General features: G+C 36.7%; 11 protein-coding genes and 6 tRNA genes. 4 read left to right on the top strand and 13 right to left on the bottom strand.

Going from position 1 to position 12,954, the window contains the following annotated elements:
• Window positions 1-38: 38 nt before the first annotated feature.
• The 3 genes from RGB74_RS07630 to RGB74_RS07620 all read right to left on the bottom strand — a co-directional run bounded on the left by RGB74_RS07630 (window position 39) and on the right by RGB74_RS07620 (window position 4,612).
• Window positions 39-938: a phosphate ABC transporter substrate-binding protein gene (locus tag RGB74_RS07630; RefSeq protein WP_310762384.1), complete on the bottom strand. Its 900-nt coding sequence runs from the start codon at window positions 936-938 to the stop codon at window positions 39-41.
• 211 nt (window positions 939-1,149) lie between these two features.
• Complete coding sequence (locus RGB74_RS07625) at window positions 1,150-3,201, bottom strand: penicillin-binding transpeptidase domain-containing protein (protein WP_310762383.1); 2,052 nt, start codon at window positions 3,199-3,201, stop codon at window positions 1,150-1,152.
• Between the two features lie 124 nt (window positions 3,202-3,325).
• Complete coding sequence (locus RGB74_RS07620; protein ID WP_310762382.1) at window positions 3,326-4,612, bottom strand: MFS transporter; 1,287 nt, start codon at window positions 4,610-4,612, stop codon at window positions 3,326-3,328.
• A gap of 102 nt (window positions 4,613-4,714) precedes the next feature.
• On the opposite strand from RGB74_RS07620, the gene RGB74_RS07615 reads away from it, so the two are divergent.
• On the top strand, window positions 4,715-4,954 hold the full coding sequence (locus tag RGB74_RS07615; protein WP_310762381.1) for a hypothetical protein: 240 nt from the start codon (window positions 4,715-4,717) through the stop codon (window positions 4,952-4,954).
• 94 nt (window positions 4,955-5,048) lie between these two features.
• On the opposite strand, the gene RGB74_RS07610 is transcribed toward RGB74_RS07615, so the two are convergent.
• From RGB74_RS07610 to RGB74_RS07570, 9 genes are all read right to left on the bottom strand, one after another.
• On the bottom strand, window positions 5,049-5,660 hold the full coding sequence (locus RGB74_RS07610) for a superoxide dismutase (protein WP_310762380.1): 612 nt from the start codon (window positions 5,658-5,660) through the stop codon (window positions 5,049-5,051).
• Window positions 5,661-5,872: 212 nt separating this feature from the next.
• Window positions 5,873-5,948: transfer RNA gene (locus RGB74_RS07605), tRNA-Phe, on the bottom strand.
• 385 nt (window positions 5,949-6,333) lie between these two features.
• Window positions 6,334-6,426: transfer RNA gene (locus RGB74_RS07600), tRNA-Ser, on the bottom strand.
• A 7-nt stretch (window positions 6,427-6,433) separates the two neighbouring features.
• Window positions 6,434-6,510: transfer RNA gene (locus RGB74_RS07595), tRNA-Ile, on the bottom strand.
• Window positions 6,511-6,536: 26 nt separating this feature from the next.
• Window positions 6,537-6,612, bottom strand: a tRNA-His gene (locus RGB74_RS07590).
• A 19-nt stretch (window positions 6,613-6,631) separates the two neighbouring features.
• Window positions 6,632-6,708: transfer RNA gene (locus RGB74_RS07585), tRNA-Met, on the bottom strand.
• Between the two features lie 4 nt (window positions 6,709-6,712).
• Window positions 6,713-6,787: transfer RNA gene (locus RGB74_RS07580), tRNA-Asn, on the bottom strand.
• 140 nt (window positions 6,788-6,927) lie between these two features.
• Window positions 6,928-7,416, bottom strand: coding sequence for a DUF456 domain-containing protein (locus RGB74_RS07575; RefSeq protein ID WP_310762379.1), 489 nt, complete (start codon window positions 7,414-7,416; stop codon window positions 6,928-6,930).
• A 505-nt stretch (window positions 7,417-7,921) separates the two neighbouring features.
• Window positions 7,922-9,541 (bottom strand): Na/Pi cotransporter family protein, encoded by a 1,620-nt coding sequence (locus tag RGB74_RS07570; protein WP_310762378.1) that lies wholly within the window; start codon window positions 9,539-9,541, stop codon window positions 7,922-7,924.
• A 175-nt stretch (window positions 9,542-9,716) separates the two neighbouring features.
• Here RGB74_RS07570 and RGB74_RS07565 point away from each other — a divergent pair, with 175 nt between their 5' ends.
• Window positions 9,717-10,262, top strand: a complete 546-nt coding sequence (locus tag RGB74_RS07565) for a DUF1189 family protein (protein ID WP_310762377.1) — start codon at window positions 9,717-9,719, stop codon at window positions 10,260-10,262.
• Window positions 10,263-10,291: 29 nt separating this feature from the next.
• On the opposite strand, the gene RGB74_RS07560 is transcribed toward RGB74_RS07565, so the two are convergent.
• Window positions 10,292-11,167 (bottom strand): DUF1002 domain-containing protein, encoded by an 876-nt coding sequence (locus RGB74_RS07560; protein WP_310762376.1) that lies wholly within the window; start codon window positions 11,165-11,167, stop codon window positions 10,292-10,294.
• Between the two features lie 169 nt (window positions 11,168-11,336).
• Between RGB74_RS07560 and RGB74_RS07555 the strand changes: the two genes are divergently transcribed.
• Complete coding sequence (locus RGB74_RS07555; protein WP_310762375.1) at window positions 11,337-11,669, top strand: LysM peptidoglycan-binding domain-containing protein; 333 nt, start codon at window positions 11,337-11,339, stop codon at window positions 11,667-11,669.
• 99 nt (window positions 11,670-11,768) lie between these two features.
• On the top strand, window positions 11,769-12,869 hold the full coding sequence (gene ispG / locus RGB74_RS07550) for a flavodoxin-dependent (E)-4-hydroxy-3-methylbut-2-enyl-diphosphate synthase (protein WP_310762374.1): 1,101 nt from the start codon (window positions 11,769-11,771) through the stop codon (window positions 12,867-12,869).
• Window positions 12,870-12,954: the final 85 nt, after the last annotated feature.

Raw genomic sequence — 12,954 nt, 5'->3', positions numbered from 1 at the left:
CTGTAGTCTATCTTTGTAAATAATATATCATATTTTTCTTACTTTTCTGAAATCTTCCCTTCAGCATCTCGTTCAACTTTCATTGTGTCAGCACCAATATAACCTTGATCAGGTACTAACTTCCCTTGAACATCTTCAGATTGCATATAATCCAAGAATGCTTTAGTAAGTTCTTTAGGTTCACCTTTTGTGTAAGAATGCTCATAAGCCCAGATAGGGAATTTACCGTTTTGAACATTTTCATCTTTCGGTTCAACACCGTCAATACTTAAAGGTGTAACAGAATTATCGTTAAAATATGAGAATGCAAGGTAGCCGATAGCTCCAGGTGTTTCTTTTATTAATTTTTTAACTGTATTTGAAGAATCCTCTGTTGCCGCTCCATCCGCTGGAGTTTGTCCATCTAAACCATATTTTACGAATGTAGCACGCGTTCCAGAAGAGTCTGGACGATTTATTAATGCGATCTTTTGATCCTTACCGCCAAGCTCTTTCCAGTTCTTAACCTTACCAGTAAATACTTTAATTAAATCTTCTTTAGAAATATCCTTAATTCCTACTTCAGGGTTAACTGCTGCTGTCATACCAACTACAGCAATTTTATGATCTTTCAATTGATCAGCTGGAATTCCTTCTTTTTCTTCTGCGAAAACATCAGAGTTACCGATTTGCACTGCACCTTCTGATACTTGACTTAGCCCTGTTCCGCTTCCGCCTGCTTGTACTTGAATATCAGCTTCAGGATTTTCTTCCATAAACTGTTCTGCTGCTGCAGCAACTAATGGCTGCATCGCACTTGAACCAGAAACTACAATTGAACCGGAAACTTTTTCTTTGGAATCATTGGATGTTCCAGCACTTTTGTTTCCACAAGCAGCTGCAAATACTAAAAGCAGTGACATTACAGCTAAAAGATAAACTGACTTCATTTTCTTCATCTTAATTGGCCCCCTAATAGCTACTTTTTGTTTTTGTTAGATAGAATTTGTTTTCTATCCATTTCCTAAAAGCTTTTTCACTTACATTTACAACAATAACCTTCATTTATTAATTAGGTTTTAACTCATTGTAAAGAAATTATTAAGAACTATTACTTTTGTAGGATTTGTTGTTCGAATTAAATTATTCAAAAAAAGAACCACACTAATTTTAGCGTGGTTCTTTTTTCTCTTTCTTTTCAGATGTTGGTTTCGTGGAAATACCTTCTTTTTTCTTGTCAAAATAAGCATCCAAGGCACCTTCTGCAATTTCTAGATTCGTATAACCTTCACGGATATCCGGAACAACTACAGCAAATGCAACTTCAGGATCATCATTAGGCGCATAGCCAATTAATGTTTTGTTTACTAATCCAGATTCTTTATCCACTTCAGCTGTACCTGTTTTGCCGGCGGGATTATATTCTTTATTTTTAAACACCCATGAAGCAGTACCATTACTGCCGTGCATTACTTCATAAAAACCCTTATGAACAACATCGAGATAGCTATCTTTCATTTCTATCTTATTTAAGACATTAGGTTCAAAGTGATATAGAAGCTTCCCTAATTTATTAGGATCATCAGATGGTTCTCTTACTTCCTCTAATAGATGCGGCTGCATTCTTAATCCGCCATTTGCAATAGTAGAAACGTATTGAGCCATTTGCATAGGGGTATACGTATCAAACTGTCCAATGGAAAAATACATCGCTTGTGATAAAGCATCACTTACTCCCGTATGATAACCAGTAGCTTCAGAAGGAAGATCAATCCCTGTAGGAACTCCTAACCCAAATTCACTATATGAATTACGGAGAATTTGGAACGCTTCGTCCACTTTATGTTCATTGAAACGTTTGTGGGCATAATCATAGCCTGAAAGACGCATCGCTATATGCCACATGAAAACGTTAGAAGATCTTTCTAAAGCTTCAACAGCATTAACCGGCCCCATGTTGTTATGTGATTTTAGTTTCTTCCCATCTCCAAAGACTAAAGGAGCATCATAGATGACAGTATTAGGATTTATCACACCTTGCTGAAGTCCTGTTAGAACGGTTGCACCTTTAACAGTTGAACCCATTGCATAAGAATGATAAATGTTTCCGAATGGGATGTTGCTGAACTTCCCTGTCTTCCGATTATATTCTTTACCGGACATAGATAATATTGCACCGGTTTTTGGATTCATCATAACGATATAGGCTTTATTTAATTCTTTATTGTCATACGCATACTTGCCCTTAATCGCATCTTTCAGCTTTTCTTCTACTACTTTTTCTACTTCTTTCTGCAAATCCATATCTACTGTTAGTACTAAATCGCTTCCCCTAGCTCCATCTTCCTCCTTTGGATCTCCAACAGGGTTGCCTTTTTTATCAGTAATATATTTGATTTTCGATTTTGTACCTCTAAGAAGTGCCTCATACTGTTCTTCAAGAAAACTGGTACCCACCATGTCATTGCGGTCATTTCCTCTGGAAGTATAAAAATCCATTTTTGATTTAGGAATTTGTTTCACTTGACCAAACATATCTCGGAATGATTCACCAAAAGGATATGATCTTGATGCATCAGGTTTTATATCAACTCCAGGCAATTCCGGTAAGTGCTCACTTATCAGTGCCATTTCCTTTTGAGTAGCACCAATCTTTATTCGTTGTGGTGATAATGTATATCCTCTGTCCATTTCACTTTTAATAGCTAATACTTCAAGTTGTTTGTTGGAAAAAGTTGAAATATCCTTTTCCGTAACTTTTTCTAGCATTAAATCGTATAGCTTTTCAGGCGGTGTATTTTTTTCTTCAGTCGAAGATATTCTTTTTTCTACCTCTTTTTCATGTAATAAAATGTAGAAATCCTTTTTATCTCTGTCGGTAAGCTCATCTGTATTTTTATCTATTAAATCTGCGAGCTTTTTAGCAATCGCTAATCGCTTGTCCGAATCTGCATCACGTGTTCTCGTATATGTAATGGAGAATACAGGTTCATTATCTACAACAACCCGATAATGTGTGTCATACATTTTTCCGCGCGGCGCATCTAATTTTGTGGTTACATTCTCAGTAAGATAAGCATCCCTCTTATATTCTTCACCTTTAACTATTTGTATGAAGCCTAAACGAAGCACAAGAATGGAAAAGAGAAAAAATACCGTTAAGAAAAGGGCATTAATTCTGATGGGAACATGGTTTCTCTTTTTAGTGGATTTTGTTTTCATAATATTGTAAATCTCCCTTTAAAAAACAGCACAGACACCCAAATAAAGGTGTCTCAAGTTTAAAAACTTATTATTTTTACATAACAATAGTATCTCTAAAATGCCTGGTATGTCAAAAGATAAATTATTGTTTAGTTGAACTGTTGCCATCTTGCTGGGTTTCAGCAAGTTCAATTGATTCTGTAACTGAATCAACTGGATTTGCAGGTACTGGAATATTCCTCAGGCAGAAATAAATTAAGAAATGCCCTGCACCCAAAACAGGTAACAAAATAGGTATTCCGCGCTCTTCCGAAAGAAAATAAACCACTATAATAAACGTAAGAATGGATGTAATTCTTCCACTATTTAAATACAGTTCTCTTACTACAATATATTCGATTCTTTTTTCGTAAATTCCCCGGCACTTCCCTATAATATCGTAAGTTAAAGAAACATAAGGAACTAACAAAAGCGGATAAGCAACAGATACAGAAATACCATAGGTGAGCAGCAATGGGTAAGAAATTGGGAATAACAGCATTAATGGGGAAATCAATAAGAGCAAACCTCCAGCAAAGATTGCTTGTTTTCGCTGCCAAGGCTTTAAAAAATGCGAAACTACATAATAACCAATAAATGAGACGATGGACTGAACAAATCCAAACGTTCCTAATGCAAACTCACTTTTTGTTGCCGTATAAACCCAAATAACTATTAAAAACAGAAATGTTCCCTCTCGCATCCCTTGAAAAAAATGAGCGCGTAAAAGCTGCTTCCATGCATGATTTACTTTTCGCTCTTGAAAAACTTCTTTTAAACCATAATGTCCATCAGCTTTTCGACGCTGCAAAAAGAAACTAATGACCACTGCCATTAAAAACAAAATCATAGAAATACTAAATATGGTTTCATATCCCATTTGTTTGTCCATTCTTGTAATAATAAAACCTGCACTTAATGGTCCAAGCATACCTGAAAAGGAATTCAGAATACCTAAATAACCATTAAAAAAATCCCGAGTCTCAGGTTCCGTTACTTCTAGTGTAAGGACATTAAAAGCAAGCCAATAAAATCCCAATCCGAGACCGAGCATAGCCCCTAAAGCGAGTAAGAAACTGCTGGCTAAAGTACCCATAAAAAGTACACCTATATAAAATAGCGCTAAAAGTAAAACACCTATTCTTAGTACAATAACCCGATCCACCTTTTTTGCTGCCCAGCCTGCCCAATTAAAAGCGATTGGCTGCATGACTACGATGGCTAAATTATAGAACGCTATATCAGTTATTTCACCTGATTGCTTCCATAAAAAGATATTAACAAATGTATTTGATAAGGCAGTACTCAATGTAAACAGCCCGCCTACTAACAAAAGTAAAAAAAGATCTTTCGGGTACTGGTCGTTTTCCATGAACTTTTTCAATATCATGTTGTTCGCCCCTTTACATATCGTCGTTAGTGTCTTTCAAGACAAAAGGAGCTATTCACTTTTTAGCTAATTGGATTTTATTGTATAAAGGAGAATCTCTATATGTTTGAATACCGAATTTATAATGAGGATGTACAGACAATTATTTTTTCATTAAGAAAGGAAGAGTATCAATTGCATGAGGGGTTCTTACGGTATCATGGAGATTATATTTGGTATTTTCAAGCAAAAAATATTTTCGTAATACAATCTCAAAATCCATTTGGAGATGGAAACATGCTTCTTGATGAAATACTGCTTAAACTGGCAAAAACGTTCAGCGTGCATGATATCTGTTTATAATATAGAGCTCTTATTTCTCTGGTTCCGCATGATTTCTAATATTAAAAAAATGAACAAAAAAAGCTGCTGGAGATCCCAGCAGCTTTTTTGTAAATTATTTAGCCTCGTTGTAGCGTTTTTCAACTTCATCCCAATTTACAACATTCCAAAATGCATTAATGTAATCTGGGCGTTTGTTTTGGTATTTTAGGTAATACGCATGTTCCCAAACATCCAATCCAAGAATTGGTGTCTTACCTTCCATAACCGGGTTGTCTTGGTTTGGAGTACTTGTCACTTCAAGTTCGCCATTGTTAACTACAAGCCAAGCCCAGCCTGATCCAAATCTTGTTTTTCCAGCGTTTGCAAATTCTTCTTTAAAAGCATCAAGGCTTCCAAATTTGTTGTTGATTTTGTCAGCAAGTTCACCAGATGGAGCATTAGCACCGCCTGGAGCAATAACTTCCCAGAACAAGCTGTGGTTAGCATGACCTCCACCATTGTTTCGAACAGCGTTTTGAATGTCTTGCGGAAGAGCGTTTAAGTTTGAAAGAAGATCCTCAAGACCCTTGCTTTCAAATTCAGCTTTACCTTCAAGAGCAGCATTCAAATTGTCAACATACGTTTTGTGATGACGACCGTGGTGAATTTCCATTGTCTCTTTGTCGATATGCGGTTCAAGTGCGTTTGTTTCATAAGGTAATGCAGGCAGTTCAAATTTAGCCATGTTCATTTCCTCCTTAGAATATGTAGAATTTTTTTGATTTCAAGGGAACCTTGAAACGTGAAACCATTTAGTCAACTTACTTGTTTAAAAAGTGATGTAAATGATTAATTTTACCTTATCAAATTTACACTAAAACTTCAATTCTTAAACACTAATACATTTTTATATAGAAAAAAACCTTACGAAAATTCGTAAGGTATGATATGTATACATGGTGGCTCGAGACGGAATCGAACCGCCGACACGAGGATTTTCAGTCCTCTGCTCTACCGACTGAGCTATCGAGCCAAGAAGTATTATTTGTCCGCCGGTTCCCTGTCTCTTCCTCTAATAAGAAGCACTGCGGGAATATCCGTCGAGACAACTCGTAGTTTTAATCACGGTGTTTTGCTCGTGACTGAGCTATCGAGCCAAAAATTTCAAAAACTAAAATTTTTGATTTTTATTAAAATACTGTGTCTCTTCCTCTACCAGCTTATCTACTATGTGTATCCGTCGAGACAAATCGCAGCCTAATCGTGAAGTAACGCTCTTAGCTATCGAGCCAAGAAGTATTATTTGTCCGCCGGTTCCCTGTCACTTCCTCTAAAAAGAACCACTTCGGGAATATCCGTCGAGACAACTCGTCGTTCATTATGTTGTAAAGCTCGAAGCTACCGAGCTAAAAAAAATGTGGAGGAGGTAGAGGGATTCGAACCCCCGCGGGTCGTTAAACCCCTGTCGGTTTTCAAGACCGATCCCTTCAGCCGGACTTGGGTATACCTCCTCGATTTTGGTGGACCCTGTAGGACTCGAACCTACGACCAATCGGTTATGAGCCGACCGCTCTGACCAACTGAGCTAAGGGTCCATGAAAAAAATTATGTAAGTGATAAATGGGGCGGACGAGGGGAATCGAACCCCCGAATGTCGGAACCACAATCCGATGCGTTAACCACTTCGCCACGACCGCCATCGTGGTAAAAACATTTTGGTAGCGGCGGAGGGAGTCGAACCCACGACCTCACGGGTATGAACCGTACGCTCTAGCCAGCTGAGCTACACCGCCAAAATGGCTCCACAGGTAGGACTCGAACCTACGACCGATCGGTTAACAGCCGATAGCTCTACCACTGAGCTACTGTGGAATAATGAATTTACTTTGTTAAGGACAAGAACTACTATAGCATGTATTCGCAAACAATGTCAACAACATTTTCAAACGAACACATGTACTTTTTTAGAACAAAAATAATATAGCACGGCTCAAGGTTTTAATCAAGACTGTTTATAAAACTTGATAATAAAAGTAGCCGATCATAAGGGCTTGCGTTATCACTTTGATTACAGTTGTACCTACGAATGCCAATACAGTACCTATTCCAATTGAAACAGAAGACTTAAATCCTTTTCTATGAAAAATGAGCTCGGCAAGTACCGCTCCTAAAAATGGTCCAATAATAATATTTGCTACAGGGATAGGAATTACTAATGGACCAACAAGCAAACCTATCGTACTGCCCCACATAGCCGCTTTGGATCCTCCCTTTTTCTTAATTGCATAAGCATTTCCTGCGTAATCAATCACGAATAGACTAATGAACAACAAGACTTGGATTATGATAAATAACGGGGTAAATGGATCAAATGAAAAGGCAAACCCATAAATCAAAAAACCACCCGCTAAAAATAAAACACCAGGTAAAATTGGATATATTAAAGCAATAAAACTAATAACAAAAGCTAGTGCAATCAATATCCAGTACAATATATCCATTGTTTTCCCCTTTCTTTCATAATGAAAGGCTGTTTTCTAAAAGATTGTTTCTTTTCAAATCTCGTTTTTATTATCTTCTTAGACAGTTGATTGGAGTGGAAGGTAGCGAGACTCCTCGAAAATGAAAATCACATTTTCTTCGTGCGATGTAACGCTGTCGAAGCTTTCCTTGTCCTGCGGGACAGGCGGGCAGGTGAGACACTTATACGTGAAGCGTGCGAATGTGGCTCACCGCCTACCCCGTGGAAAGCGAGCGACCTGGAACGGAAATCAACTACTTTCAAAAGTAACAATGAATACGAATACAGCCTTTCTAAAAGATTGTTGCTTCTGGCTCGAGAATTGATCCTCCAATATGGATCTTCATCTATCTTCTACTGTGGGCACACCGCACGCCCGATGAAAGCGAGCATCCTGTAACGAAAATCAACAACTTCCAAGAAGAGTGACAATAGTTACTAATGAGCTTTAAAAGTTATCAAGTGAAGCTCTCTTGATTTTTAGTTTACTTTTCTAAAACGGCTTCTGCAATATTAACAGCGTGATCTCCAATTCTTTCTAAGTTGCTGATGATATCAACAAAGACAATTCCGGCATTTCCATCACATGCTCCTTCGTTCATACGGAGAATGTGCTGTTTGCGAAGTGTGCGTTCCATTTTATCGATTTTATCTTCTAATCCTAATACCTCTTGAGCCAATTCAATATTATTTTTTTCTAAGGCTGTAATGGCTCGCATTAATGTCATTAGTGTAAGATCAAACATTTCATTAATTTCATTGTTTGCTATCTCTGTTAGACGTACGTTGTTTCGCAGCTGATAATCCACTAGTTCAATGATGTTTTCCATATGATCACCAATGCGCTCTATATCACGTGATGCATCAAGAAGCATTGAATGTTCATTAGATTCTTGCTTCGTTAAGGGGTGAACAGATAGTTTTATTAAATAAGAAGTAATTTGACGGTCCAAATTATTTATAGCCTCTTCATATTGGAGAGCAAGCTCTGCATTCTTCTTTTCTTTTACATTCAAATACTGAATGGCTTCTTTTAAACCAGTTTCAGCATAATTAGCCATTCTCAAAATCTCCAGTTTTGCTTGTCTTATTGCCATAACTGGTGAAGTCTCTAATATGATTTCATCCAGATGTTTAGGTTTGTGCTCAATTAATTGATCTTCACCTTTTATGATTTTAGTAACTAGCATAGCTAAGAATCCAATAAACCAAAATTGAATAAGTACATTCGTAATGTTGAATGTTCCATGAGCAAAAGCAATTTGCATGGCAGGCTGCAAATGAAGTTTCAAAGCCAAAAATTCGATATATTTACGAAATGGTTCAAGGAAAATAATAAAAATTAATGTACCAATTAAATTGAAAATGACATGTGTTAAAGCCGCCCTTCTTGCAGCAATCGTTGTGCCGATTGCTGCTAAAACCGCTGTAACAGTAGTTCCGATATTATCACCGAACAAAACGGGCAAAGCCGCTTTCAAATCAATCATGTTTTGTGCATATAACTCTTGCAATATCCCGATCGTAGCACTTGAAGATTGTACAACGCCTGTAAAGATTGTTCCTACGATAACCCCAAGAATAGGATTGTCACTCATTGACACTGTCAAATCTTGAAACGTTCGAAAATCACTTAATGGTTTCATACCTTGGCCCATTAAGTCTAAGCCTAAAAATAAAGCGCCAAATCCGAAAATGATTTGACCGACATAAATCCATTTCAAATTTTTAAAAAAGAAAATAAAAATGGAACCAACAGCCATAATCGGCAAAGCATACCCACCTACATCAATCCCAATGATGAACGAAGTGATCGTTGTACCGATATTCGCCCCCATAATAATGCCGATTGCTTGACGAAGAGTTAAAAATCCGGCGTTAACAAGACCAACTGTTAGAACAGTGGTTCCCGAACTGCTTTGAATCAATACAGTTACAAATATCCCTGCCAATACTCCCATAAAAGGGTTTGTCGTTAATTTATCAAGAATTTCCCGTAAGCGGTCTCCTGCTGAATTTTGCAACCCTTCACCCATATATTTAATTCCAAATAAAAATATCCCTAATCCACCTATAAATTGAAAAATGATATCTTGTAAATCCAAGGTTTGCAGCCCCTTTTCCTAACTTCTACTGACCGTTGTCATTATCCTAAATTTGTTTATACAGTGTAAAGAAAAATCAAGAAATGTAACAATACCTTTACAAAGTATTAGTCATTGTCCATTTCATAGGCATCATGTAAACTTATTATTGCCATACGAAAAAAGGAGCACAAGCATGAAACTACATAAACGATTTCTTAAAAGTTTATATTCTTTAAATTCAATTTCACACTTCCGGTTATTCGGTGTTGGCAGTACGATTATGTATGTATTGCTACTAACATTTATTTGTATGATTCCAATGGCCTTTCTCTTTTTAATTAACCTTTTTAGTAACAGCAAAGGACAGCTCCTGAGCAATTTTCACAACTACGGCTTAAATCAAGAACAAATGCAGCAATTTGCCGAATCGATGAGTGGCATAATGCCTATTGTATTAGTTGTCATTTATTTTACTTTGTACATTCTTTTATCAGGTATTTTATTTTCAGGTGTATCTGTTTTATCATTCGTCGGATTGATCTTTTCTAAATTAGGAAATAAGAAGCTGACTTACAGACATCTCTGGGTTATATCTTGTTATTCTATAACCCTGCCTGTTGTTTTACTGACGATTATATTTGCTTTTAACGTGCAGATTCCATATTCTTTCCTATGGTTCTGGATGATTTCCTGTATCATTTTAGTATTATCCATTAATAATACTCCTGTAAAAAAATAAAGCGGCTGATTAGCAGCCGCTTTTTCTATTTACTTAAACAATGACTTGATAGCATCAATCAACTGCATAAGTAAGTCAATCAACTTTTGAATAAAAGATTGTGTTTCTGGTTTATTTAAAAAATCACCTAAATTATCACTAACATTTTTAAGATCGTTTTGTACTTGGTCCCAATTGATATTTAAATCTTTCATGCGATTAAACAGATCAACTAAACCGTTTAATTCATTGTCTGTAAGCTCGATCCCCATATCTTTAGCAACTTTTTGAATAAGCGTCCGAAGATCATCCTCAGTTTGTACCGGATTTTTTGCTATTTCTTCTTTAACTCTACTCACAAGTTCAGTGGCGTCCTTAGCACCGATTCGTTCGCCTAACTTCGCTGTTTTTACCATTTCTTCATTTGCTACTTGCTTTTGAGCTTCTGGAATTTCAATTTGAGCAGTGGTTTCATACGCTTTTAAGATTCCAGTTAAAGCTGCTGTACCGGAAACTTCAAATGGCGCTGTTACATATACATCGGCATCTTTAACTCCCGCCGTAGATAAAGCATTCATATACATTTCTTCTGTTACCCAATTTATATTATTTGTTTTAACAGAAAGACCTTGATCTTTTTCACCAATCGTAATCTTCGATGAGGAAATTGCTTTTGTTCCGATTTGGGCTTTCGAAATATAATTCCCCAAATATTTGTGCTCTTCCTCATTCGTTACGGTTACAGTCTGTACGTCTGTTGGAACATCCATCTCTTTTAATAAAGAATTCTTTTGTTCCTCAGATAAGTTTTGTCCAAGTGTAACGATTACATCCCCTGGTGCTGCATCTGCAAACATTTTTGAAGGTGCCATTAATAAGGCAAGCATCATAACAGATAGCAAGGTAAGTACTTTTATTTTCTTCATACTCTTCACCTCTCCTATTCGGTACAACTACATTGATACGTATAAAAAATCATTTTTTGTCCATTAGACCTTTCCATTTTACACCAATGCTTATATTAAAGTCACTTTAAACCTGTCATAAAACGCTAGGACAAGCATAAAGTGTTACATAAGAAAGGAGAGGGAACAAATGAAAAAATTTCTTACAGGCTGCTTTATCCTGCTTATTTTATATGCAGTTGCTTATGATTTAAAAATTGGCACACTCCCTCAAAATCAACCGGTAAATGCAAAGGTTATTGATAATAAAATTAAGATTACACAAAATAAAGAAGAAAAATATCAAATGTATGAAGTCAAACCAGGAGACACTTTAATATCAGTAGTCGAGAAAGTAAATATAAATGGTAAATATACTATTGCCGGGATGTTAAAGGATTTCAAAGCTTTAAATCCAAGAACAGACCCTGAGCACATCCAGATAGGAAAAACATATAAATTTCCGCTTTATAAAAACAAGTAAAGGTAACAATACTTGTCAAAACAAAATAATCCCTGCTAAAATGAACTGATGATAGGACAGCATTATGCTGTCAATTTGAAAAAAGGAGCGATTCACCAAATGAGTGAAATCACCCACCGTTCAAAAACAAGACCTGTAAAAGTAGGTCCCTATACAATAGGCGGCACAGATCAGGTTATTGTTCAGAGTATGACAACAACAAAAACACACGACGTTGAAGCTACAGTAGCAGAAATAAAACGTTTAGAAGAAGCAGGATGCCAAATTGTCCGTGTAGCTTGTCCCGACATGAGAGCTGCTGAAGCCATCGCAGACATAAAATCAAGAATCAATATTCCGCTTGTAGTAGATATCCATTTTGATTACAAACTTGCGCTCAAAGCAATTGAAGGCGGAGCTGATAAGATTAGGATTAATCCGGGCAATATCGGCAGACGCGAAAAAGTTGAAGCGGTAGTTAAAGCAGCTAAAGCTAAAGGGATTCCTATTCGTATAGGTGTTAACGCAGGTTCTCTTGAGAAAAAATATCTTGAAAAATACGGTTATCCAACTGCCGAAGGAATGGTTGAAAGTGCATTGGACCATATTCGAATTTTAGAGGAACTGGATTTCCATGATATTATTGTTTCTATGAAAGCTTCAGATGTTAACTTAGCGATCGAAGCATATGAAAAAGCATCGAAAGCTTTTAATTATCCTTTACACTTAGGAATTACAGAATCAGGCACTCTATTTGCAGGTACTGTTAAAAGTGCAGCTGGGCTTGGGGTAATTCTTCATAAGGGAATAGGAAATACACTCCGTATTTCTTTAAGTGCTGATCCAGTAGAAGAAGTTAAGGTGGCACGCGAATTGCTAAAATCATTCGGACTGCTTTCAGATGCAGCTACATTAATTTCATGTCCCACATGCGGACGTATTGAAATCGATTTGATTACAATTGCAAATGAAGTGGAAGAATACATTTCAAAAATACGGGCACCTATCAAAGTTGCCGTTTTAGGCTGTGCCGTTAATGGTCCTGGTGAAGCTAGAGAAGCGGATATCGGAATCGCTGGTGCCCGTGGAGAAGGTCTATTATTTCGACACGGAGAAATCATCCGAAAGATTCCAGAAGATCAGCTTCTTGACGAATTGAAAAAAGAAGTAGATATTTTGGCAAAAGCTCATGAAGAAAAATTAAAAGCACAGCAAGCATAAAAAGCCTCCCTTAGTGGAGGCTTTTTACTTTTTATAAAATCAAAATAATGTGTCACCTAAGTCTACAACCTATGCTAAACTTTAT

The organism is Bacillus sp. NEB1478, from assembly GCF_031582965.1.
Taxonomy (GTDB): domain Bacteria; phylum Bacillota; class Bacilli; order Bacillales; family Fictibacillaceae; genus Fictibacillus.
The sequence above is the reverse complement of the archived record's forward strand: the minus strand, read 5'-3'. Positions and strand labels throughout refer to the sequence as shown.

What these genes read in the sequence shown, in the direction of transcription:
- RGB74_RS07630 (WP_310762384.1), bottom strand. Translation starts at nt 938, where the DNA reads ATGAAGAAAATGAAGTCAGTTTATCTTTTAGCTGTAATGTCACTGCTT.
- RGB74_RS07565 (WP_310762377.1), top strand. Translation starts at nt 9,717, where the DNA reads ATGAAACTACATAAACGATTTCTTAAAAGTTTATATTCTTTAAATTCA.
- RGB74_RS07555 (WP_310762375.1), top strand. Translation starts at nt 11,337, where the DNA reads ATGAAAAAATTTCTTACAGGCTGCTTTATCCTGCTTATTTTATATGCA.
- RGB74_RS07615 (WP_310762381.1), top strand. Translation starts at nt 4,715, where the DNA reads ATGTTTGAATACCGAATTTATAATGAGGATGTACAGACAATTATTTTT.
- RGB74_RS07575 (WP_310762379.1), bottom strand. Translation starts at nt 7,416, where the DNA reads ATGGATATATTGTACTGGATATTGATTGCACTAGCTTTTGTTATTAGT.
- RGB74_RS07625 (WP_310762383.1), bottom strand. Translation starts at nt 3,201, where the DNA reads ATGAAAACAAAATCCACTAAAAAGAGAAACCATGTTCCCATCAGAATT.
- ispG (WP_310762374.1), top strand. Translation starts at nt 11,769, where the DNA reads ATGAGTGAAATCACCCACCGTTCAAAAACAAGACCTGTAAAAGTAGGT.
- RGB74_RS07620 (WP_310762382.1), bottom strand. Translation starts at nt 4,612, where the DNA reads ATGATATTGAAAAAGTTCATGGAAAACGACCAGTACCCGAAAGATCTT.
- RGB74_RS07610 (WP_310762380.1), bottom strand. Translation starts at nt 5,660, where the DNA reads ATGGCTAAATTTGAACTGCCTGCATTACCTTATGAAACAAACGCACTT.
- RGB74_RS07560 (WP_310762376.1), bottom strand. Translation starts at nt 11,167, where the DNA reads ATGAAGAAAATAAAAGTACTTACCTTGCTATCTGTTATGATGCTTGCC.